At 39.3% G+C, this 22,607-nt stretch carries 21 protein-coding genes and 3 tRNA genes; 17 read left to right on the forward strand and 7 right to left on the reverse strand.

Going from position 1 to position 22,607, the window contains the following annotated elements; all coding sequences use genetic code 11:
- Both P6280_RS06790 and dcd read right to left on the reverse strand, forming a co-directional pair.
- On the reverse strand, positions 1-2,223 hold the full coding sequence (locus P6280_RS06790) for an outer membrane beta-barrel protein (protein WP_283237357.1): 2,223 nt from the start codon (positions 2,221-2,223) through the stop codon (positions 1-3).
- Between the two features lie 160 nt (positions 2,224-2,383).
- Positions 2,384-2,950, reverse strand: coding sequence for a dCTP deaminase (gene dcd / locus P6280_RS06795; protein WP_000523089.1), 567 nt, complete (start codon positions 2,948-2,950; stop codon positions 2,384-2,386).
- A 122-nt stretch (positions 2,951-3,072) separates the two neighbouring features.
- On the opposite strand from dcd, the gene accB reads away from it, so the two are divergent.
- The 6 genes from accB to pseC all read left to right on the forward strand — a co-directional run bounded on the left by accB (position 3,073) and on the right by pseC (position 8,335).
- Complete coding sequence (gene accB, locus P6280_RS06800) at positions 3,073-3,543, forward strand: acetyl-CoA carboxylase biotin carboxyl carrier protein (RefSeq protein ID WP_096524800.1); 471 nt, start codon at positions 3,073-3,075, stop codon at positions 3,541-3,543.
- 5 nt (positions 3,544-3,548) lie between these two features.
- Positions 3,549-4,916, forward strand: coding sequence for an acetyl-CoA carboxylase biotin carboxylase subunit (locus P6280_RS06805; protein WP_283237358.1), 1,368 nt, complete (start codon positions 3,549-3,551; stop codon positions 4,914-4,916).
- 92 nt (positions 4,917-5,008) lie between these two features.
- Positions 5,009-5,971 (forward strand): SAM-dependent methyltransferase, encoded by a 963-nt coding sequence (locus P6280_RS06810; RefSeq protein ID WP_283237359.1) that lies wholly within the window; start codon positions 5,009-5,011, stop codon positions 5,969-5,971.
- Between the two features lie 49 nt (positions 5,972-6,020).
- Positions 6,021-6,518 (forward strand): restriction endonuclease, encoded by a 498-nt coding sequence (locus P6280_RS06815; RefSeq protein WP_180400193.1) that lies wholly within the window; start codon positions 6,021-6,023, stop codon positions 6,516-6,518.
- Between the two features lie 93 nt (positions 6,519-6,611).
- Positions 6,612-7,211 (forward strand): Laminin subunit alpha-2 precursor, encoded by a 600-nt coding sequence (locus tag P6280_RS06820; protein WP_120891791.1) that lies wholly within the window; start codon positions 6,612-6,614, stop codon positions 7,209-7,211.
- Positions 7,208-8,335 (forward strand): UDP-4-amino-4,6-dideoxy-N-acetyl-beta-L-altrosamine transaminase, encoded by a 1,128-nt coding sequence (pseC, locus tag P6280_RS06825; protein ID WP_283237360.1) that lies wholly within the window; start codon positions 7,208-7,210, stop codon positions 8,333-8,335. The genes P6280_RS06820 and pseC overlap by 4 nt, the downstream gene beginning before the upstream one ends.
- Positions 8,336-8,371: 36 nt before the next feature.
- Here the strand turns inward: pseC and P6280_RS06830 are convergent.
- Positions 8,372-8,456 (reverse strand) — tRNA-Leu (locus tag P6280_RS06830).
- A gap of 197 nt (positions 8,457-8,653) precedes the next feature.
- On the opposite strand from P6280_RS06830, the gene P6280_RS06835 reads away from it, so the two are divergent.
- Genes P6280_RS06835 through truA form a run of 4 tightly spaced genes read left to right on the forward strand, consistent with a single transcriptional unit; the run spans position 8,654 to position 12,095 of the window.
- Positions 8,654-9,679: a ribonucleotide-diphosphate reductase subunit beta gene (locus P6280_RS06835; protein ID WP_000454022.1), complete on the forward strand. Its 1,026-nt coding sequence runs from the start codon at positions 8,654-8,656 to the stop codon at positions 9,677-9,679.
- 9 nt (positions 9,680-9,688) lie between these two features.
- Positions 9,689-10,318 carry a protein-L-isoaspartate O-methyltransferase gene (gene pcm / locus P6280_RS06840; protein WP_283237361.1) on the forward strand — a complete coding sequence of 210 codons (630 nt, stop codon included), beginning with the start codon at positions 9,689-9,691 and terminating at the stop codon, positions 10,316-10,318.
- 10 nt (positions 10,319-10,328) lie between these two features.
- Positions 10,329-11,366, forward strand: coding sequence for an LptF/LptG family permease (locus tag P6280_RS06845; RefSeq protein ID WP_000589924.1), 1,038 nt, complete (start codon positions 10,329-10,331; stop codon positions 11,364-11,366).
- Positions 11,367-12,095 carry a tRNA pseudouridine(38-40) synthase TruA gene (gene truA, locus P6280_RS06850; protein WP_283237362.1) on the forward strand — a complete coding sequence of 243 codons (729 nt, stop codon included), beginning with the start codon at positions 11,367-11,369 and terminating at the stop codon, positions 12,093-12,095. It begins immediately after the preceding gene.
- On the opposite strand, the gene galE is transcribed toward truA, so the two are convergent.
- Positions 12,089-13,123, reverse strand: coding sequence for a UDP-glucose 4-epimerase GalE (galE, locus tag P6280_RS06855; protein ID WP_212868934.1), 1,035 nt, complete (start codon positions 13,121-13,123; stop codon positions 12,089-12,091). The genes truA and galE overlap by 7 nt on opposite strands.
- Before the next feature lie 115 nt (positions 13,124-13,238).
- Between galE and P6280_RS06860 the strand changes: the two genes are divergently transcribed.
- The 4 genes from P6280_RS06860 (at position 13,239) to P6280_RS06875 (ending at position 15,966) form a co-directional block, all read left to right on the forward strand.
- Positions 13,239-13,315: transfer RNA gene (locus tag P6280_RS06860), tRNA-Ile, on the forward strand.
- A gap of 15 nt (positions 13,316-13,330) precedes the next feature.
- Positions 13,331-13,406 (forward strand) — tRNA-Ala (locus P6280_RS06865).
- 251 nt (positions 13,407-13,657) lie between these two features.
- Positions 13,658-15,193 carry a hypothetical protein gene (locus P6280_RS06870; RefSeq protein ID WP_283237363.1) on the forward strand — a complete coding sequence of 512 codons (1,536 nt, stop codon included), beginning with the start codon at positions 13,658-13,660 and terminating at the stop codon, positions 15,191-15,193.
- 20 nt (positions 15,194-15,213) lie between these two features.
- Positions 15,214-15,966: an SDR family oxidoreductase gene (locus P6280_RS06875; RefSeq protein WP_283237364.1), complete on the forward strand. Its 753-nt coding sequence runs from the start codon at positions 15,214-15,216 to the stop codon at positions 15,964-15,966.
- A gap of 185 nt (positions 15,967-16,151) precedes the next feature.
- Here the strand turns inward: P6280_RS06875 and hcpC are convergent, their stop codons facing one another.
- From hcpC to edd, 3 genes are all read right to left on the reverse strand, one after another.
- On the reverse strand, positions 16,152-17,024 hold the full coding sequence (gene hcpC, locus P6280_RS06880) for a Sel1-like repeat protein HcpC (protein WP_283237365.1): 873 nt from the start codon (positions 17,022-17,024) through the stop codon (positions 16,152-16,154).
- 69 nt (positions 17,025-17,093) lie between these two features.
- Positions 17,094-17,720 carry a bifunctional 4-hydroxy-2-oxoglutarate aldolase/2-dehydro-3-deoxy-phosphogluconate aldolase gene (locus P6280_RS06885; protein ID WP_283237366.1) on the reverse strand — a complete coding sequence of 209 codons (627 nt, stop codon included), beginning with the start codon at positions 17,718-17,720 and terminating at the stop codon, positions 17,094-17,096.
- Between the two features lie 18 nt (positions 17,721-17,738).
- On the reverse strand, positions 17,739-19,565 hold the full coding sequence (gene edd, locus P6280_RS06890; protein WP_060869996.1) for a phosphogluconate dehydratase: 1,827 nt from the start codon (positions 19,563-19,565) through the stop codon (positions 17,739-17,741).
- Positions 19,566-19,632: 67 nt separating this feature from the next.
- Between edd and P6280_RS06895 the strand changes: the two genes are divergently transcribed.
- The 3 genes from P6280_RS06895 to P6280_RS06905 are packed head-to-tail and all read left to right on the forward strand — an operon-like array spanning position 19,633 to position 22,601.
- Entirely contained in the window at positions 19,633-20,910 is a 1,278-nt protein-coding gene (locus tag P6280_RS06895; protein ID WP_283237367.1) for a glucose-6-phosphate dehydrogenase, read from the forward strand.
- Positions 20,911-20,920: 10 nt separating this feature from the next.
- Positions 20,921-21,604, forward strand: a complete 684-nt coding sequence (gene pgl / locus P6280_RS06900) for a 6-phosphogluconolactonase (RefSeq protein ID WP_283237368.1) — start codon at positions 20,921-20,923, stop codon at positions 21,602-21,604.
- Positions 21,591-22,601 carry a glucokinase gene (locus P6280_RS06905; protein ID WP_001126873.1) on the forward strand — a complete coding sequence of 337 codons (1,011 nt, stop codon included), beginning with the start codon at positions 21,591-21,593 and terminating at the stop codon, positions 22,599-22,601. The genes pgl and P6280_RS06905 overlap by 14 nt, the downstream gene beginning before the upstream one ends.
- Positions 22,602-22,607: the final 6 nt, after the last annotated feature.

A 22,607-nucleotide genomic window follows, 5' to 3' on the forward strand; every position in this document is an offset into this window, starting at 1 on the left:
CTAGAAAATCCACCCGTAATTAAAAAACACTTTAAAATGACTGCCCCCTTCATTCAAAACAACAGAGTCCGCATAGATGCCATTATTAGAAGCGATTTTAATATCGCTTTGGATTAAAGGAACGCCAATACCTACAGAATATTTAGAATGCTTGTAGCGGTAATTAAACCCAGTCACTATATCTAAATTACCGCTTCCTTTGACTTGGTTGAAAACATAGTAGCTATTGTATAAGCCCCTTAACCCCCCAAACACCCCAAAAGAGGAAGCAAAAACTTTTTTAGTAGGATTATCTTGCTTTTTATTGGTATAAGTGGTGATGAAATCAAACAACACATCCATTCCCCCACCATAGCTTAATTGCTGGATTTTTTCATCGTTAGCTTGAGCGTAGTTGTATTTGATGATGCCATAATAGGCTAACCCTATGTAGTCGTTGAAATAATGTTGGTAGCCTATTTTAACATTAACCCCTAAAATAGGGCTTCTAAAGGATTGTGAGATGCTAGAAGTCAAAAAGCTTTGATTGAACGCGTTAAACACAGAGCCAACAAAAGCTCTTGCGTTCAAACTGGCGTCTAAATAGTTGGCTTGGCTATTCAAATTAGCGAAATTAATGGGAAGAGCGTTTTGATTGATGAGCTGTTGCCAGACAGCGGTGGTAACCCCTATAAGCCCAGCGGGGACTTGAGCGCAATTCGTATAAATGGAATTGGGGTAATTGCTAGGGAAAGCAGGCTGATTTTTGCCGCCAAAACGAGAGCAAACATTATAGTCGTAACCATCATGGTCTCGCACTTCATGCCCGTTACTAAATTCTAGCTCTTCTTTCCCGTTTTTCTCCACTTCATGCCCGCCTTCACACCGCACTTCTGGCCCGTTTCTTTCTTGGCACAAACGCACCCTTTGATAAGTCATGTTCCCATTATGGGTATAACCTAAAGTATGGCCGTATTCATGGATAATATCTCTTAATGCCAAAATAGCAACTTGATTCAAATTTTTGCCAAACAATTTTTCAGGGTTTAAGGCAAAAGGCGCTATCCCTAAAACACCTTGATTGAAGCCATTATCACCGGGAGCGTTTGCACTGCCTAGTTGGGATCCTAGCCCTAAAAACCCCTTGGCCGCATTCAAGAGATTCACCGTAAGCTCATTAGCGACTCTATAACTATTGATAACTTCTTCTGGGGTTAGCACATATTTTTCATCTTTAGGATCAACAAGCCCGTTATTAAAGGGATTCACGCATTTAGGGTAATCAATACCGCACTCTGATGGGCTGTTAGCGAATTGGAAAGGGGCGTTTAAAACGGCTTCTTCCCAAGATTTGGAGTCAAACACCGCAATCATATCTAACATTAAATTGGTCAATTCTTCTGCGGTTTGTGGGGTGAAAGACACCGAAGCGACTTGACAACTCTTTTTATAACCAGGGCATTCATAATGAGGTTTAGGAGAAGCAAGAGGGCCACTAGGATCATTGTTGCCGCTAGAAAATGGGTCTGTATTCTCATAAGTCATTTGAAGGTTGGTCGTGATTTGACTGAGCTTTTCAAACAAACTCTGCGTGTTAGCGTCAGAAAAGGGGGTGGTAGTGGTTTGAAGTTGTTGGAGACCATCAGAGTTGAATGGCGAATCGTTTGAAAAATTATTAAACAGGCTTGCCGGCAGAATGATTTGAGAATCTTTAGGGATGGTTTCTATCACGCCTAAATTGACTACCTTGCCTTGAGCGTCTGTATAACTCAGCTCAATATTGTTTAAATTGTAGGGCAGAAAGTTTTGTATCACAACCACGCTGTTATTGCCATAGCCTTCAAACTCGGCATTATCCTTATTGTATGCCATCACATACACAGGGTTTTGAGAATAAAAAGTTAAGCCGTTGCCGTTGATATTAGCCGCTGTGAATAACTCAGTCGCTTTTTCTAAAATGGTGCTTTGGAGGATGTAGTATCTCCCATAAACGCTTTGTGGGGTGGCTGTATCGCTTTTGTTTTGTTCTTTAGGTTGCTCGTTAGTTTGTGGGTGGGTTAGGGGGTTTTTTTGGATTTTTTGGGTGGTTATGACTTCTTCTTTAGTTTGCGTGCCTTCTAATAACCCGGTTTCAAACCCGGCTTCTATAAAAAAGCCGTCTTTTTGGTGTTTTTGAAAGGCTTCTAAAGGGTTGAACAAGCCGATTAAAGACAAGCAAATCGTTTTACTAACGAATCTTAGCATGGTAATTTCCTAAATGGTTTAGCGTTTTGTTCTCAAAGAGTTTGCAATTCAATCAAACTGAAGTTTCGTATTATAATACATTTTTGAGAAATTGCGGTATTGTTTGTATTAAAAAATAAACAACGCTCAAAGGATAAGCGCTTTTATCTTTTTCTTCAAATCACTTTAAAATTTTAGGCAAAGTGATGCCCATTTGTCCTTGATACTTACCTCCTCTGTCTTTATAGCTTTGCTCACACACTTCATCGCCTTGTAAAAACACCACTTGCGCGATCCCCTCATTGGCATAGACTTTAGCTGGTAGATTAGTGGTGTTAGAAATTTCAATCGTAATATAGCCTTCAAATTCCGGCTCAAAAGGCGTAACATTCACAATAATCCCGCATCTGGCGTAAGTGCTTTTGCCTAAACAAATCGCTAAGGTGTCTTTAGGCATTTTAAAATACTCTATCGTATGGGCTAGAGCGAACGCGTTAGCGGGTAAGATAAAAAAGCCCTCCTTGCTCGCATCAATTTTAGTCGCGTTGTTAGGGTCAAAGTTTTTAGGGTCAATTAAAGCGTTTTTATTATCAAAGAGCATGAACTCACTCCCCACTCTAATATCATACCCGTAACTGCTCAAACCATAGCTGATCACATTCTTACCGATTTGCTTTTCGCAAAAAGGGCTAATCATGCCATGCTCTAAACTCATTTTTTTAATCCAAGAATCCGCTTTCAATCCCATACGCACAAAGCCTTTAAAGTTTGTTAATAATTATGTTATTATAACAATAATTTTTTGCTAAAACGCTTAGTAAGATTATGTGTTTGTGGCATATTTTAAAACAATATAAGGAATAAATCGTTATGAACCTTTCTGAAATTGAAGAGTTGATCAAAGAATTTAAAGCTTCTGATTTGGGGCATTTGAAATTAAAGCATGAGCATTTTGAGTTGGTTTTGGATAAAGAATCCGCTTATGCGAAAAAAAATGCGTTAAATCCCGCCCATTCTCCAGCCCCCATTATGGTAGAAGCGAGCATGCCAAGCGTTCAAACCCCTGTGCCTATGGTATGCACCCCTATTGTGGATAAAAAAGAAGAATTTGTGCTTTCGCCTATGGTAGGCACTTTTTATCATGCGCCCTCACCTGGGGCTGAGCCTTATGTCAAAGCGGGCGATACGCTTAAAAAAGGGCAAATCGTGGGCATTGTAGAAGCGATGAAAATCATGAATGAAATTGAAGTGGAATACCCTTGCAAGGTGATTTCTGTTGAAGTGGGGGACGCCCAGCCGGTAGAATACGGCACGAAACTCATCAAAGTTGAAAAGCTTTAAAACCCATGAATAAAGAAAATAAAAAGGTAGAAAAAAAAGAGCTTTCGCGCATTTTGATCGCTAATAGAGGCGAGATCGCTTTAAGAGCGATCCAAACCATTCAAGAAATGGGTAAAGAATCCATAGCCATTTATTCTATCGCTGACAAGGACGCCCACTACCTCAATACAGCTAACGCAAAAGTGTGTATAGGGGGGGCAAAATCCAGCGAGAGTTACTTGAATATCCCTGCGATCATTAGCGCGGCGGAATTGTTTGAAGCGGATGCGATTTTCCCTGGGTATGGGTTTTTGAGCGAGAATCAGAATTTTGTAGAGATTTGCTCGCATCATTCTTTAGAATTTATTGGCCCGAGCGCGAAAGTCATGGCTTTAATGAGCGATAAATCCAAAGCCAAAAGCGTGATGAAAGAAGCCGGCATGCCTGTGATTGAGGGCAGTGATGGGCTGCTTAAAAGCTATCAAGAAGCTGAAGAAATCGCTGATAAAATCGGCTACCCTGTCATCATTAAAGCAGCCGCTGGTGGGGGCGGGAGAGGCATGCGTGTCGTAGAAGATAAATCCAAGCTTAAAAACCTTTATCTAGCCGCAGAAACGGAAGCTTTGAGCGCGTTTGGCGATGGGAGCATGTATTTAGAAAAATTCATCAACAAACCCAAGCACATTGAAGTCCAAATTCTAGCCGATAAGCATGGCAATGTCATCCATGTGGGCGAAAGGGATTGCTCGGTGCAAAGACGCCAACAAAAGCTCATTGAAGAAACCCCGGCAGTGGTTTTAGAAGAGGGCGTTCGTAAGCGTTTGCTAGAAACAGCGATCAAGGCCGCTAAATATATCGGCTATGTGGGGGCTGGAACTTTTGAATTTTTGCTGGATTCCAACATGAAAGATTTTTATTTCATGGAGATGAACACTCGTTTGCAAGTGGAACACACCATTAGCGAAATGGTGAGCGGGTTAAACCTCATTGAATGGATGATTAAAATCGCTCAAGGCGAAGAATTGCCCAAGCAAGAAAGCTTTTCTCTCAAAGGGCATGCGATAGAATGCCGAATCACTGCAGAAGATCCTAAAAAATTCTACCCAAGCCCGGGTAAAATCACCGAATGGATCGCCCCTGGTGGGGTGAATGTGCGCCTTGATTCGCATGCGCATGCCCATTATGTCGTGCCTACGCACTATGATTCTATGATTGGCAAGCTCATTGTGTGGGGTGAAAACAGAGAAAGAGCGATCGCTAAGATGAAAAGGGCTTTAAAGGAATTTAAAGTAGAAGGCATTAAAACGACCATTCCTTTCCACCTTGAAATGCTTGAAAATGCGGATTTCAGGCAAGCAAAAATCCACACGAAGTATTTAGAAGAAAATTTTTAAGTTTTAAGGATTTTCTTAAGCATGATTTAAGGATTTTAAACGATCAGAAAAAATCGGCATTTAATTTTATGATTTTATAGTAAAGTTTTTTCATGCAAACCTTGTTCAAAGAAGTTACCCCTAAACGCTATGTCAATGGCAATGAGATGAAAGAAAATTCTAGCAATGTTTTAGATCAGTATTTCACTAAGCCTAGTGTGGCTTTAAAATGCTTTCAAAAAGCTTGTGAAATTATTAAAAAATATGAAAATCTAGATGACTTTATTTTTTTAGAGCCAAGTGCAGGCGATGGGGTGTTTTATGACTTGTTTCCTAAAAATAGACGCATTGGTATAGACATTGAACCCAAAAGAGATGGATTTATTCAATACGATTTTTTAAATTATAAATTGCCTACGCATCAAAAAGTGATTTGCTTGGGTAACCCTCCTTTTGGGCATCGTGGGGTTATGGCGTTAGAATTTATCAACCATGCTAGAAATTGTGATTTTGTGTGTTTTATCCTACCCATGTTCTTTGAAAGTCAAGGAAAGGGCTCTATTAAGTATCGTGTGAAAGGTTTAAATCTGCTTTATAGCGAACGCTTAGAAAAAAATGCGTTTATAGATTTTAAAAATAAAGAAGTGGATGTGCATTGCGTGTTTCAAATTTGGAGCAAAAAGTATCAAAACAAAAAAAGTGAATTTTCTTGGTATAAGAATCGCCATAAAGAACCCTTTGGCGAGTATATCAAGGTTTTCACGGTTTCATTAGCTAAAAACAGAGAATGCGGTAAAGAGTGGATTTTTAATCAAAAAGCGTCTTTTTACCTTTCATCAACTTTTTATAAAAGCACACAAATTGTAGAGAACTTTGAGGAAGTTAAGTATAAATCTGGTATTGCTGTGGTATTTACTAGCGCCAACAAGGCTTTAAACACTAAATTAAAAAAACTATTCAAAGAGATTGATTGGACAAAATACGCAAGTTTAGCGACTAATTCTTGCTATCATTTAGGAAAAAGTCATATTTTTCAAGCCTTATATGATCACTTGGATAGTTTAAAGGATAATTGATGGACTTAGAACAAACTTTTTTAAAAATTATTGAAAAAAACATGAAGAATTGAATTTAGGACAAGATTACAACGCTATTTTTTCAAAAATTAGAGATTTTGAAGCCAACGCTATAGGGCAGATTGGTGAAGAGTTTTTAAAAAGTGTGCTTAACGCTATAGATGGAGTCATCAATGATGGCATTATTCATGATGAATACGATATTATGACAAAAAGCGGTGTATCCTTTGAAGTTAAAACAGCGCGAAAAGGCAGAGCTAACAACACTTTTCAGTTCAATGGTATAAACCCACGATACAACTATGATTTTTTGATTTGCTTAGGAGTGTGCGAAGACAAATTGCTTTATAGAATTTTTAAAAAGGATGAAATCAATTACATTCATAAAGAAAGAAAATACTTTATGAAACAAAATGAGTTTAAAAAGCAATTGGTGCCAATGAATCCTGATAATCAAGTCAATTATAAACTCACTCTCAATATTAAAGAATTGAAAGAAATTACAAATCTCATCAAAGAGTTAGAAAGGGTTTTAGGATTAGATTAATATTTTTAGATAGAATTGAGTGGATCAAAATGTTTTTAGGAATAGAGTTTGCTTATCTTGTCTTTAAGAAAAACCAATGAAGTGGAGGATAGGATGTCTAAGATTTCAAATAATTATAACCCGTCTTTGATGATGAGAGATTACCACGCCCAAAGGGTTAGCTCGCACGCAAGAAAAGAAGAAAATAAGGAAATTCAAAATCTTTCAGAGAATGATGAAAAAATCAAATTAGCCAAACAAGCCAAGCAGGATAACCTAGCCATAGGGAATTTAGAAAGCCGTCTTAAAAGCTTAAAGGGCATGGATAAAGACGCTAAAGAATTGGTGGGGATTTCTAAAGCTTACGCTCATAATAATGAAAAAGATCGAAGCGATTTTGAGCATTTCAAAAGCCGTTTGGATAAAGCGATTGATTCTTTCAATCAAAAATCAGGCAATGATAGTTTGAAGCTCCCTAACAATATTGACATTGACGACACGAAAGCTTTGGAAAAATTTTCAAAATCATTAGAAAGTGAGAAAGAAAACATTCAAAACTCTTTGCACCAGTGGAAAAAACAGCTCGCTGAAACGAATCATTTAAACAAGGAATACAACACCTTAGATAAAACAAGACTAAACGCTCAAAAATTCCAAGATGTCCATGACACAAGCAAGATCACCCCATCTCGCTTGCAAGACTTGCTCGCTTGAAAGAGTTTGCTTATAGCGAGCCTTGTTTAGATGAAGAAGATAAAAAGGCCGTTTTAGAGGTTTTAAATTCCAAACAGCTCACGCAAGGCAAACGCTCTCTTTTGTTTGAAGAAGCTTTGTGCGAGTTTTTGGGCGTTAAGCATGCGTTAGTGTTTAACAGCGCGACTTCAGCCCTTTTAACGCTCTATAGGAATTTTAGCGATTTTAACGCTGATTGCAATGAAATAATCACCACCCCTATAAGCTTTGTAGCGACGGCTAACATGCTTTTAGAAAGCGGTTACAAACCCGTATTTGCTGAAATTAAAAACGATGGCAATATAGATGAATTGGCCCTAGAAAAGCTCATTAACAAAAGAACCAAAGCCATAGCGAGCGTGGATTATGCCGGTAAAAGCGTGGAAATAGAAAGCATTCAAAAGCTTTGCAAAAGGCATTCTTTGAGTTTCCTTTCTGACAGCTCGCATGCTCTAGGGAGCGAGTATCAAAACAAAAAAGTAGGAGGCTTTGCGTTAGCGAGCGTGTTTAGTTTCCATGCCATTAAGCCTATCACTACGGCTGAAGGGGGAGCGGTCGTTACTAACGATGGCGAATTGTATGAGAAAATAAAATTGTTTCGTTCTCATGGTATGATCAAAAAAGATTTTTTTGAAGGCGAAGTCAAAAGCATAGGGCATAATTTCCGCTTGAATGAAATCCAAAGCGCTTTGGGTTTGAGCCAGCTTAAAAAAGCCCCCCTTTTAATGCAAAAAAGAGAAGAAATCGCTCTAGTTTATGATAGGATTTTTAAAGATAACCCCTATTTCACCCCTTTACACCCCTTGTTAAAAGACAAAAGCTCTAACCACCTTTATCCTATTTTAATGCGCCAAAAATTTTTTACACGCAAAAAACTCATTTTAGAAAATTTGCACAAGCGTGGCATTTTAGCCCAAGTGCATTACAAACCCATTTACCAATACCAATTGTATCAACAGCTCTTTAACACAGCCCCCTTAAAAAGCGCAGAGGTTTTTTATCGCGCTGAAATTTCCTTACCTTGTCATGCGAATTTAGATTTAGAGAGCGTTCAAACCATCGCTCATGGCGTTTTAAAAACTTTTGAGAATCTTAAGATAGAATGAGTTTCATTTAGGGCTTCAAATTTTAATCATTAAGAATGGTGCGGAAGAAAGGAATCGAACCTTCATGCCTTGCGGCGCTAGATCCTAAGTCTAGTGCGTCTACCAATTTCGCCACTTCCGCACACCGCACGCAATCGCATGCAATAAGAAGTAGAAAACAAAGAAGCAGTATTTTAGCTGTTTAATCCTTTAAAAATACTGAAAAATTGAAGTTTTTTTAAGATTTGAAGTTTTTTCTGGCTTTAGGGAGTTTTAAATTCTTTTAAGGTATTCTAACAAGGCTATATTTAGATAGTCTTAAGGAAATTAAGGAACAAAATGGAAGTTTCACGCAAGAAAATTTACAACCCCAATTCTACAGAAAGTGTGAATGAAAGAAAGATTTTTGGAGGCAATCCTACAAGCATGTTTGATTTGAATAAAATCAAGTATCAATGGGCGGATCATTTGTGGAAAACGATGCTCGCTAACACATGGTTTGCTGAAGAAGTGAGCATGAATGATGACAAAAGAGATTATTTGAAATTAAGCGCAGAAGAAAAGATCGGCTATGACAGAGCTTTAGCGCAACTCATTTTTATGGACAGCTTGCAAACCAATAATTTAATTGACAATGTCAATCCCTTTATCACCAGCCCCGAAATCAATTTGTGTTTGGTGCGTCAAGCTTATGAAGAAGCCTTACACAGCCATGCGTATGCGGTGATGGTAGAAAGCATAAGTGCGAATACTGAAGAGATTTATGACATGTGGCGTAACGACATGCAATTAAAAAGCAAGAATGACTATATCGCACAAGTGTATATGGAATTAGCCAAAAACCCTACAGAAGAAAACATTCTCAAAGCGCTTTTTGCGAACCAGATTTTAGAGGGGATTTATTTTTATAGCGGGTTTAGCTATTTTTACACTTTGGCTAGGAGCGGTAAAATGCTAGGATCAGCACAAATGATTCGTTTTATCCAAAGAGATGAGGTAACGCATTTGATTTTATTCCAAAACATGATCAACGCTTTAAGGAATGAAAGAGCGGATCTATTCACGCCGCAATTGATTAATGAAGTCATAGGAATGTTTAAAAAAGCGGTAGAAATTGAAGCTTCATGGGGGGATTATATCACGCAAGGCAAGATTTTAGGGCTCACTTCAAGCTTGATTGAGCAATACATCCAGTTTTTAGCGGATAGCCGTTTGAGTAAGGTGGGTATCGCTAAGGTTTATGGCGTCCAACACCCCATTAAATGGGTAGAGAGCTTTTCAAGTTTCAACGAGCAACGCTCTAATTTCTTTGAAGCTAGGGTGAGCAATTACGCTAAAGGGAGCGTGAGTTTTGATGATTTTTAAGGGGCTTTCTTGAATAGTATTAAAAACCATTTGATGTGTGAAGAAATCAATAAGCGTTTCAATTTGCACCCCAAAGTGAGAGAGGCTATGGAGAGCGTTGAAAGGGAAATCTTTGTGCCAGCCCCCTTTAAACATTTTGCTTACACTTTAAACGCGCTTTCTATGCAAGCGCAACAATACATTTCTTCGCCCCTAACCGTGGCCAAAATGACGCAATATTTAGAAATTGATCATGTGGATAGCGTGCTAGAAATTGGCTGTGGGAGCGGCTATCAAGCGGCAGTTTTGTCTCAAATTTTCAGGCGCGTTTTTAGCATTGAAAGGATTGAAAGCTTGTATATAGAAGCGCGTTTGCGCCTTAAAACTCTCGGTTTAAACAATGTCCATGTTAAATTCGCTGACGGGAATAAGGGCTGGGAGCAATACGCCCCCTATGATAGGATTTTGTTCTCTGCTTGCGCTAAAAATATCTCTCAAGCGCTCATTGATCAGCTTGAAGAAGGCGGGATATTAGTCGCGCCCATTCAAGAAAATAACGAGCAAGTGATCAAACGCTTCGTGAAGCAAAATAACGCCTTACGCGTCCAAAAAGTGTTAGAAAAATGCTTGTTTGTGCCTGTTGTAGATGGGGTGCAATAAAGATTAAGGCATGATTAAACACTATCTTTTCATGGCAGTTTCGCAAGTCTTTTTCTCTTTCTTTTTAGTGCTGTTTTTCATCTCCTCTATCGTGCTATTAATCAGTATTGCAAGCGTAACGCTCGTGATTAAAGTGAGCTTTTTGGATCTGGTGCAACTCTTTTTGTATTCCTTGCCTGGAACCATTTTTTTTATTTTGCCGATCACTTTTTTTGCGGCTTGCGCTTTAGGGCTTTCAAGGCTTAGCTATGACCATGAATTGTTAGTGTTTTTCTCTTTAGGGGTTTCGCCTAAAACAATGACTAAAGCGTTTGTGCCTTTAAGTTTGTTAGTGAGTGCGATTTTATTGGTGTTTTCACTGATTTTAATCCCCACTTCTAAGAGCGCTTATTACGGGTTTTTGCGTCAAAAAAAAGACAAGATTGATATTAATATCAGAGCGGGTGAATTTGGACAAAAATTAGGCGATTGGCTCGTGTATGTGGATAAAGCTGAGAACAATTCCTATGATAATTTAGTGCTTTTTTCCAATAAAAGCCTCTCTCAAGAAAGCTTTATTTTGGCTCAAAAAGGCGATATCAACAACCAAAACGGCGTGTTTGAATTGAATTTATACAGCGGGCATGCGTATTTCACTCAAGGCGATAAAATGCGTAAAGTTGATTTTGAAGAATTGCATTTGCGCAACAAGCTCAAGTCTTTCAATTCTAATGATGCGGCTTATTTGCAAGGCATGGATTATTTGGGTTATTGGAAAAAAGCCTTTGGTAAAAACGCTAATAAAAATCAAAAACGCCGTTTTTCTCAAGCGATTTTAGTTTCATTGTTCCCTTTAGCGAGCGTGTTTTTAATCCCCTTATTTGGCATCGCCAACCCACGATTCAAAACGAATTGGAGTTATTTTTATGTCCTTGGAGCGGTTGGGGTTTATTTTTTAATGGTGCATGTGATTTCTACGGATTTGTTTTTGATGACCTTTTTCTTCCCCTTTATTTGGGCGTTTGTCTCTTATTTGTTGTTTAGAAAATTCATTTTAAAGCGTTATTAAATGCGTTGTTTTAAGGCTACTATCGCTTATGATGGGGCGTATTTTTTAGGCTATGCCAAACAGCCTAACAAACTCGGCGTTCAAGATAAGATAGAGAGCGCTTTAAATGCGCTAGGGATTAAAAGCGTTGTGGTTGCGGCTGGGCGCACGGATAAAGGCGTGCATGCGAACAACCAAGTGCTGTCTTTTTACGCTCCAAAACACTGGAATGCCGCTAAATTATTTTATTATCTAGCCCCTAAACTCGCCCCGCATATTGTCTTAAAAAAGCTAGAAGAAAAAAACTTCCATGCACGTTTTGACGCTCAAAAAAGAGCGTATCGTTACCTTTTGACGAAGAATTTAAAAACGCCTTTTTTAGCGCCTTATATCGCTTGTGGGGATTATGGATCACTGGATGCGTTAAACACCGCTTTAAAGCAATTCACAGGCAAGCATGATTTTTCCATGTTTAAAAAAGAAGGTGGGGCGACAACCAACCCTAAACGCACCATTTTTAACGCTTTTGCTTATAAAACCTTTATCATAGGGCATGAGTGCGTGGTGTTTAAAATCATTGGCGATGCGTTTTTGCGCTCCAACGTGCGTTTGATCATTCAAGCGTGCGTTCAATACTCCTTAGAAAAAATCACGCTCGCTGAAATTCAAGCGCAAATCCACAACATCAAAGCTACTATAAGAACGCCCATAATGGCTAATGGCTTGTATTTGCACAGGGTGTATTATTGAAATCTTAAGAGGTGTTCTTCCCAATCTAGAGCGCTTTTAATAATGGTGTCTAGGTTGTTATAAAGGGGTTTGAAAGGGGTGTTTTGTAAGATTTTAGCGTTATTGGCAATAAGGCTTGCTGGATCGCCCTGTCGTTTGTCTAAAATTTCCACTAAAAAATCGTTGTTTGAGATTTCTTTAACCTTTTCTATCACTTCTTTCACGCTATGGCCTTGATTGTAGCCGACATTATAGATCTCGCTCTTATTTTTTTCTAAAAGGGTTTGATAGCTCGCTAAATGCGCGTTAGCCAAATCATCTACATGGATATAATCCCTGATGCAAGTGCCATCTCTTGTGGGGTAGTTAGTGCCAAAAATCCCCATTTTTTTCCTTTTCCCCACCGCGCATTCGCATGCGATTTTGATCAAATGCGTGGCGTTGAGCGTGCGCTGTCCTAGCGTGTAAGGGGTGGTATAATCATTGTGCATGCATGCCCCAGCCACATTGAAATAGCGCAAAATAATGCATTTAAAATCCGCTATTTTAGAAGTGTCTAACAAAATCCTTTCGCTCATCATTTTAGACGCTCCATAAGGATTAATGGGGTTTAAGGGGCTTTCTTCATTCAAGCTTGAATCAGACTCGCCATAAACCACGGCCGTAGAAGAAAAAATAAAACGCTTGATCGCATGCTTTAAACAAAGTTTGACAAGCTCTAAAGTGTTGAGCGTGTTGTTGGTGTAGTATTCTAAAGGCAAGCGCGTGGATTCTTCTACTGAGATTTTAGCCCCAAAGTGCAAGATGGCTTCAATGGGATCTTTTAATTGCTGCTTGTTCAAAAATGCGTCCAATTTTTGCGTTTCATTCAAATTGGCTTGAACAAACACAACCCTATTAGGGTAATAATGCTCTAACGCTTTGATGTGTTCTAAAAAACCGGTGCTGAGATCATCTACAATAATGATGTTTTCTTTGGTTTTTTCTAAAAACGCCCTTGCGGTATGCGAGCCTATATACCCGCACGCCCCTGTGAATAATAATGCCATAAAAACCCCTTTTGAAATGAAAAAATAACGAATATTATAACATCTTAATCCCATTTATTATTTAAGGATTTTTTAAGAAAGTTTAACCTATAATTTCGTCTTTATTGGCTTTAAAGGGCTTATAGCTCAGGTGGTTAGAGCGCACCCCTGATAAGGGTGAGGTCGGAGGTTCAACTCCTCCTAAGCCCACCATTTTTTACCATCTTTGGGGAATTAGCTCAGCTGGGAGAGTGCCTGCTTTGCACGCAGGAGGTCAGCGGTTCGATCCCGCTATTCTCCACCATTTTTTTCTCCTTGAATTTTTTCTTTTTATCAATCATGTTTGGCTGAGAAAATCCTAAACGATTGAATCGTCCTTGTTTAACGCCGCAAGTCTTTTAACTTAAAACTCCTTGATAAAAGATTGAATTAAATTGGGATTTTTGGTTATAAAAATTCTTATTACCGCTCGTTAAGGCTTTATAAAAAAATGCTAGAAACCCTTATAAAACAAGCTAATATATTCTATTCAATTTGCTTCAAGGACAAACAAACATGAAAAAATTTCTTTATACCATACTCGCGCTTCTTTTAATCGGCCTTTTAACAACCTATCTTATTCTTTTTACAGAATGGGGGAACAAAATCATCGCTTCGTATATAGAGAAAAAAATCAACCCAAACGAGCGCTACTTGAACGTTAAAGCCTTTAAATTGAGATTCAATTCTTTGGATTTTAAAGCTCAAGCCAACGATGATTCTATTCTCATTCTTAAGGGGGATTTTTCACTTTTAAAGCAAAGCGTGGATTTGAATTACCATATAGATATTAAAAATTTACGCTCTTTCAAAGAATGGATACCCTACCCTTTAAGGGGGGCTATTATTACTTCTGGGAATATTAAAGGGCATAGAAAAGCCCTCTTGATTCAAGGCGTCTCTAATGTCGCTCAATCCCACACTGCCTACAACGCCCTTTTAGATGATTTCAAGCTTTCTCACTTAAACTTGAACGCGCAAGACGCCAATTTAGAAGATTTGCTTTATTTATTCAACCGCCCCGCTTATGCGAACGCAAGAGTGTCCTTACAAGCGGATTTTAACTCTCTAAAGCCTTTAGAAGGGCATTTGATCCTAACAGCCAATAACGCTTTAATCAATAACGCCCTAATCAATCAAATTTTTCATTTAAACCTTAAAGACACGCTGGTTTTCAACCTCTCGCACTCAAGCGACTTTAAAGAGAACAAAGCCATCAGCGACACCACCCTAACTAGCCCTTTAGCCAATTTTACAGCCCTAAAAAGCGAATATCTTTTCTCTGCTTTAAAACTCAACGCCCCCTACACTTTAGAAATACCCAACCTAACCAAATTCCAAAACATTACCAACCACCCCTTAAAAGGGAGTTTGACTTTAAAAGGCGCTATAGAGCAAAGCCCCAAATTCTTAAAAGTCAGCGGCCATTCAAATTTACTAGACGGCACGCTGGATTTCACGCTTTTAAATAAAGATTTGAAAGGGCGTTTTTCCAATATTTCCACTTTAAAAGCCTTAGATTTATTCAATTACCCCAAGTTTTTCCAATCCGTTGCAGACGCTAATTTGGATTATGACCTTAGCGCTAAGCAAGGTGTATTGAAAGCCCACCTAAAAAACGCAAGATTCCTTAAAAATTCATTCAGCGATTTCCTCTACTCCATTTCTAAATTTGATATTACTAAAGAAATTTATAACGATGTCAATCTAGTAAGCCAAATCAACCAGCAACGCCTGCTCTCCAACCTCAGCTTAAAAAGCCCCAAAACCCAATTAAAAATCCATAACGGCTTATTGGATTTAAACACCAAGCAAATAGACATGCTCATGGATGCGGAAATTTTAAAATTCATTTTTAAATTGAAACTTCAAGGTAACATGCACCAGCCAAAATTTTCCCTCATCTTAAACGAAAAAGCCATCCAACAAAACCTGCAACAAGGCTTGAAAGAAATCCTAAAAAACGACACCCTAAAAAAAGGTTTAGACCATTTGCTTAAAGATGATAAGCTTAAAGAAAAGCTTGAAAAAGGGCTTAAGGGGCTTTTTTAACCCTATTTTTAAGGATAGAAATGGCGCACATTTTAGTTAGCGGGGCGACTTCAGGGTTTGGGCTAGAAATCGCTAAGGCGTTTTTACAAAAAAACCATGTGGTTTTTGGCACAGGGAGGCGAGAAGAGAATTTGCAAAAATTGCAGCTCGCTTATCCCAAGCATTTCATTCCTCTGTGTTTTGATCTTAAAAACAAGCCTGAAACTAAGCGGACGATAGAAACTATTTTTTCCATGACGGATCGCATTGACGCTTTAATCAATAACGCCGGCCTAGCGCTAGGCTTAAACAAGGCCTATGAATGCGATCTAGACGATTGGGAAGTCATGATAGATACGAATATCAAGGGGTTGTTGCATCTCACTCGTTTGATCTTGCCCTCTATGATAGAGCATAACCAAGGGATCATCATCAATCTTGGCTCTATCGCTGGCACTTACGCCTATCCTGGAGGGAATGTCTATGGAGCGAGCAAGGCGTTTGTGAAACAATTTTCTTTAAATTTGCGAGCAGATTTGGCTGGCACTAACATTAGAGTGAGTAATGTTGAACCCGGCTTGTGCGGCGAAACCGAATTCAGTATGGTGCGCTTTAAAGGCGATAAAATAAAAGCCCAATCTGTCTATGAAAACACCATTTACCTCAAACCACAAGATATTGCTAACATCGTGCTATGGATTTATGAACAACCCTTGCATGTCAATATCAACCGCATAGAAATCATGCCCATAAGCCAAACTTTCGCTCCCCTACCTACCCATAAAAACCCTTAAGGGGTTTTAAATAAATTTAAACTTTAACAACTTTTAATTTATCTTCAAAAAAAGGGATTTTGGTTACTTTATTTTAGACTCATTATCTTAAGAGGATAGGAAGTATTTTGAAACAATCCTCCCTAAAATCCGCCTAATCCCCAAAAGACCGCTTTTGAAAGCCGTTTAATCAAGCCTTATTCAAACTAAGCTTTGATCTTAAGCTGCTTGAGAATATCGCACGCCCCTTTAGCGCCTAATTTACAGCCTTTTTTAAAGTTTTCTATGGCTTGCTTTTCATTCCTTGTTACGCCTTCGCCATTGTATTGCATGGCCCCTAAATTGAAACACCCTCCGCCATTTTTCATCTCGCATGCTTTAGAATAACGATCGAGAGCCTCTTTAAAATTCTTCGCCACGCCATCGCCATGATGATACATATTCCCTGCGTTAAAGCACCCTGGGCTGTCTTTTAGCCCACAAGCTTTGTCATACGAAGCGAGCGCTTTTTTCAAATCTTTAGGTGCGCCTCTGCCCGCATCATACAAACTCCCTAATATCGTGCAACCATCGCCATCGTTTAAATCGCAAGCTTTAGTAAAATATTCCACCGCTTTTTTAAAATCCCTAGTTACCACTTTGCCATCATGATAAATCCCCCCTAAGCTCGCGCACCCTTCAGCGTATTTCAAATCGCACGCTTTAGAATAGTATTGTAGGGCTTTATTGGTGTTTTGGGACACGCCTTGCCCGCTGTAATATAAATTCCCCAATAGATGACACCCATTGCTGTAATCTAAATCGCAAGCTTTAGCGTAAAATGAAGCGGCTTTTTTCAAGTTCTTTTCCACCCCTTGCCCTTGATAATAAAGCACCCCTAAATTAAAACACCCGCTATTTTCTTTCAAATCGCAAGCTTTTTCAAAATATTTCTTAGCTTGAGTGAAATCTTGCTCTTTGTAGCTCTTTGTCCCCAAACCCACAAGCTCTTTAGGGTCTTGCTCTGCCATTAGCCCCCCTAAACACAACGCACCCAAGCACAAAACCCTAAAAAGGGATTTTTTGACATTTTCTAACATGATGTATCTCCTTATTAAAAATTTTATTATAGTGTTATTAAGCAAATACAAAATGCCATGATCTCTTTGTTATTTTAAAGCTAACGATCGCTTGCAAATTTCTGTGATTTTATCCCACTCTTTGTTTTGAATCAAATGTTTAGGGGTAAGCCAGCTCCCTCCCACGCACAAAACATTTTCTAAATTTAAATAAGAATGCATGTTATCTATGCTAATCCCCCCAGTAGGGCAAAATTTCACCCCTTTAAAAGGGCCATTAAAAGCGTTTAAAAGTTTAACGCCCCCGCAATACTCTGCCGGGAAAAATTTTAAAGCACTATAGCCCAATTCTAAGGCTTGCATGACTTCACTACTGCTAGAAACCCCAGGTATTAGGGGCATGTCTTTTTTCTTTGCGTATTCTAAAAGCTTTATCGTAAGGCCTGGGCTAATCAAAAACTCTGCCCCCCTATTTTGAGCTTGCTCTAATTGGGTGGGATTTAGGATCGTGCCAGCACCCACGCGCATTTTTGGCACATTCTTAGCGATAAGCTCTATGGCCTCTAAAGCGCAACTGGAGCGCAAAGTAACTTCTATGATGTGAATACCCCCCTCTACTAGGCTTTGCGCTAAAGGTACAGCGTCTTTTATATTCTCAATTACCACCACAGGGATAATGGGGCTAATTTGTAAAACCTCTATTATTTTATCTTGCATTTTATCTCCTTTATATTTTTATACCTTTATGCCAAAACTCATGCCGCCCTCTTCAGCCGTATTGACATTCAATCTCAAACTCGTAAATAATTCCCTACCCAACCCAAAACTGGGCTTTTCTAAATTTTCTAAGGTTTCTAAAAACAAGGGGTTGATGCCTCTATCTTCAAAATCCTTTTCAAGCACATTCAAGGCGTTATTAGGAGCGTCTAATTCTATCAAATCGCCATCTTTAATCTTAATGATCGCCCCGTTTAACGCTCCCTCAGGGCTTAAATGGATCGCGCTAGGCACTTTCCCGCTCGCCCCACTCATGCGCCCATCCGTAACCAGCGCGACCTTATAGCCCATATCCTGCAAAGCCCCTAAATTCGTGGTGAGTTTGTGCAATTCTGGCATGCCGTTAGACTTAGGCCCTTGGAAAGGCAAGACAGCCACAAAGTCCCTTTCTAATTCTTTATTTTTAAAGCGTTCTAAAAATTCGCTTTGGGTTTTAAAAACAATCGCTCTAGCCTTGACTTTCCTATGCTCATCTTTAATGGCTGAAATTTTAATCACGGAGCGCCCTAAATTACCCTTTAAGATTTTAAGCCCCCCATTAGCGGCAAAAGGCTCGCTAACAGGGCGTAAAATATCCGTATTTAAGCTATGATTAACAGCGTCCTTATACACCAATTGGCCGTTTTCTAAAAAGGGGGTTTTGGTGTAATTTTGCATGCCTTTTTGCGTTTTGGTATCCATAATCGTATGCACATCTTCAAACAAAAGCCCCTCTTTTAACAATTCTTTGATCACAAACGCTAATCCCCCACACGCTTCAAAAGCATTCACATCCGCCGATCCGTTAGGATAGACTTTAGCTAAAAGGGGTATGAGATTGGAAACAGCGTCAAAATCGTCCCAATTGAGAATCACCCCACAAGATCTAGCGATAGCGATCAAATGTAAAGTGTGGTTAGTAGAACCTCCGGTTGCCATTAAGCCTATAAGAGCGTTAAGAATGCTTTTTTCATCAATGAGTTTGGCTAAAGGCAGAACTTCCCCGCTCGCTAATCTTTTGGCACTCTCTTCTACTAAAACCTTCCGTAAGGGGTTGTTAGGGTTGATAAAGCTAGAATTAGCCACATGCAACCCCATAAACTCCATCATCATTTGATTAGAATTAGCCGTGCCATAAAAAGTGCAAGTGCCTACATCATGGTAGCTTTGCATTTCAACTTTTAAAAGCTCTTCTCTGTTGATCTTTCCCATTGCAAAATCCTGGCGTGCTTTGGCTTTTTTATAATTTTCTATCCCGCTCACCATAGGCCCGCTTGGCACAAACACACTCGCTAAATTCCCAAAGCTTAACGCTCCTATGAGCAAGCCTGGCACGATTTTATCGCACACGCCCAAAAAAAACGCCCCGTCAAAAACATTATGGCTTAATCCCACGGCGGTGCTTAAGGCGATCACATCTCTACTGAATAAGCTCAATTCCATCCCATCATAACCCTGCGTGATACCATCACACATCGCTGGCACCCCACTAGCAACGCTCGCATAAGCGTTATGCTCTTGCAATTCTTTTTTAATCCAATCAGGGTAATTTTTAAAAGGTTGGTGGGCTGAAAGCATGTCGTTATAAGCCGTGATAATCGCAAAATGCTTTCTTTTATGCGAACCTAAAGGCATTTTTAAATGCTCTGGCATGCTCGCTGTAACATGCGCAATATTCGCGCAACCCAAGCTCTCAATCTTGGGCTGGTTTTTAGGGTTAAAGATATTTTCTAAATAAAGCTCTCTGGTTTTTTTGCTACGCTCTGTAATTTTTTCTTTGATTTGTTCTAAAGAATGCTTAGGCATGAACACCCCTTCAATTAAGATTTTTAATATATAATAATAACTCAAAAACACTCTAAAAGGGTTATTGATGTTAGATTTTGATTTGGTTCTTTTTGGCGCGACTGGGGATTTAGCCATGCGAAAGCTCTTTGTTTCGCTCTATGAAATTTATACCCATTATGGTTTTAAAAAAGATTCTAAAATTATCGCATCTGGGCGTAAGGAGCTATCCAATGAAGAATTTTTAGCACTTCTTTGCGAAAAGACACAACTGCATTCAAGAGAAAAGGGTGAGGAATTTTTAGCCCATATCAGTTATTTTTGCGTTCGTTTGGATAACCCTAAAGACTTTGAAGAATTGAGTAAAATCGCTACAAAAAATAAACTCTTGATTTTCTACTTTTCTATCTCCCCTAGTTTTTTTGCAACGACCGCCCAACATCTCGCCAAAAACGCGCTCAATCACGCCAATACGCGCTTGATTTTAGAAAAGCCTTTAGGGCATGATTTAAAGACTTGTAAAGAGATTTTCCAAAGCATTAGCACTTTTTTTAAAGAAGAACAAATCTTTAGAATCGATCATTATTTAGGGAAAAAGGGCGTTCAAAATATCCTTGAATTGCGCTTAAATAACCCTATCTTAAACATTTTATGGGATCAAATCAGCGCGGTTGAAATCTGCGTGTATGAAACTTTAGGGGTGGAAGAAAGGGGCGAATTTTACGATAAAATCGGGGCTTTAAGGGATATGGTTCAAAACCATCTCTTGCAAGTTTTATCCCTTATCGCTACAGATTTACCCAACGATTTAAAGGATTTGAGGAAAGAAAAAATCAAAGTTTTAAAAACCTTACAACCCCCTAAAGATTTTAAAAAACAGGTTATTCGGGCCCAGTATCAAGGCTATAGAGATGAAAATAAGGTCAATAAAGAGAGTCAGACAGAAACTTTTGTCGCTATTAAAGCCTTTTTGGATACGCCTAAATTTAAAGGCGTGCCTTTCTACCTTAAACACGCTAAAAAAATGCCCCACAACCAAGCGAGCACGAAAATCCATTTTAATGCAGTCAATACGCTAGAATTTTTTCTCTCTCAAGATAAAATCACCCTCACCCTACAAGATCATCAAAACCCCCTTATTTTAGAAACCCATAACAAACAAGAATTTTTACAGCCCTACGCTAAATTGCTCTATGATGCGATACAAAATAACCACAATAATTTCGCCCACCAGTTGGAATTGGAAGCGTCATGGGTTTTTATTGACACGCTCATAGAAGGTTTTATGAATAACGCCACGCCCTTACATTCCTATGAAAGCCATAATCTAAACGAATCAGAATTTTTAAAACCACTCTACCAATAAAAGGGATTTCATGGGTTATCAATTGTTTGAATTTGAAAATTTGAAAGATTGCCACCAGGCTTTAACAGAGCGTTTTGAAGAATTTTTTAACGCCGCCTTAAAAAAGCACCATCAAGTTTCTATCGCTTTTTCTGGGGGCCGTTCGCCCATTAGCTTGTTGCAAAAATTGAGCGTTTTAGATCTCAAATGGCATGCGTGTTTAGTCAGTTTGGTGGATGAGCGCATTATAGACACCAATCATGATGACAGCAACACCAAACTATTACACGACTACTTGTTGCAAAATAACGCCTTAAAAGCTTCTTTCATCCCGCTTTTGCCTGAAAAGATTTCTAACGATACAAACGCGCTTTTTAATTTTGCTAACCAGCATTTCAAACAGCCCCATTTAGCCATTTTGGGCATGGGGACTGATGGGCATACGGCTAGTCTTTTTCCTGAAACGAGCGCTTTTTTAAACGAAGAAAAAGAAAATATCGTCTTAACTAAGCCAGCTAACGCTCCTTATGAGCGCTTGAGCATGTCTATTAACGCCTTAGAAAATTGCGAAAAACTTTTCTTAAGCATTAGCGGAGTGCAAAAAAGGGGAGTTTTAGAAAAAGCTTTAAAAGAAAACGCTCCCTATTCTCTGCCGATTGCTCGGATTTTGCATTCTCAAAAAGTTACCACGGAGGTGTTTTATGCCAAAAACTGAAACTTACCCAAGACTATTAGCCGATATTGGCGGCACGAACGCGCGCTTTGGCTTGGAAGTCGCCCCACGACAGATTGAATGCATTGAAGTCTTGCCATGCAAAGATTTTGAAAGCTTGAGCGATGCGGTGCGATTTTATCTTTCTAAATGCAAAGAAAGCCTTAAACTGCACCCTACTTATGGCTCTTTTGCGGTGGCTACGCCCATTATGGGGGATTTTGTCCAAATGACTAACAACCACTGGACTTTTTCCATTGAAACGACACGGCAATGTTTGAATTTAAAAAAATTGCTTGTCATCAATGATTTTGTCGCGCAAGCCTATGCCATTAGCGCGATGCAAGAAAACGATCTGGCTCAAATAGGCGGGATTAAATGCGAAATCAACGCTCCTAAAGCGATTTTAGGGCCAGGAACTGGGCTTGGGGTAAGCACTCTTATCCAAAACAGCGATGGCTCTTTAAAAGTCTTGCCCGGTGAAGGGGGGCATGTGAGCTTTGCCCCTTTTGATGATTTAGAAATTTTAGTGTGGCAATACGCCCGCTCTAAATTCAATCATGTGAGCGCGGAAAGGTTTTTGAGCGGGAGCGGTTTGGTGTTGATTTATGAAGCCCTGTCTAAACGCAAAGGCTTAGAAAAAGTGGCGAAGTTAAGCAAGGCTGAATTAACCCCACAAATCATTAGCGAACGCGCTTTGAATGGGGATTACCCTATATGCCGATTGACTTTGGATACTTTTTGCTCCATGCTAGGCACGCTCGCTGCTGATGTGGCTCTCACTTTGGGGGCTAGAGGGGGCGTGTATTTGTGTGGGGGGATTATCCCACGATTCATTGATTATTTTAAAACTTCGCCCTTTAGAGCGCGTTTTGAAACGAAAGGGCGCATGGGAGCGTTTCTCGCTTCTATCCCTGTGCATGTCGTGCTGAAAAAAACTCCGGGACTTAATGGGGCGGGCATTGCGTTAGAGAATTATTTACTGCATGATAAGATATAACAGCAT

This window comes from Helicobacter sp. 219-2 (genome assembly GCF_030053225.1).
GTDB lineage: Bacteria > Campylobacterota > Campylobacteria > Campylobacterales > Helicobacteraceae > Helicobacter > Helicobacter pylori_C.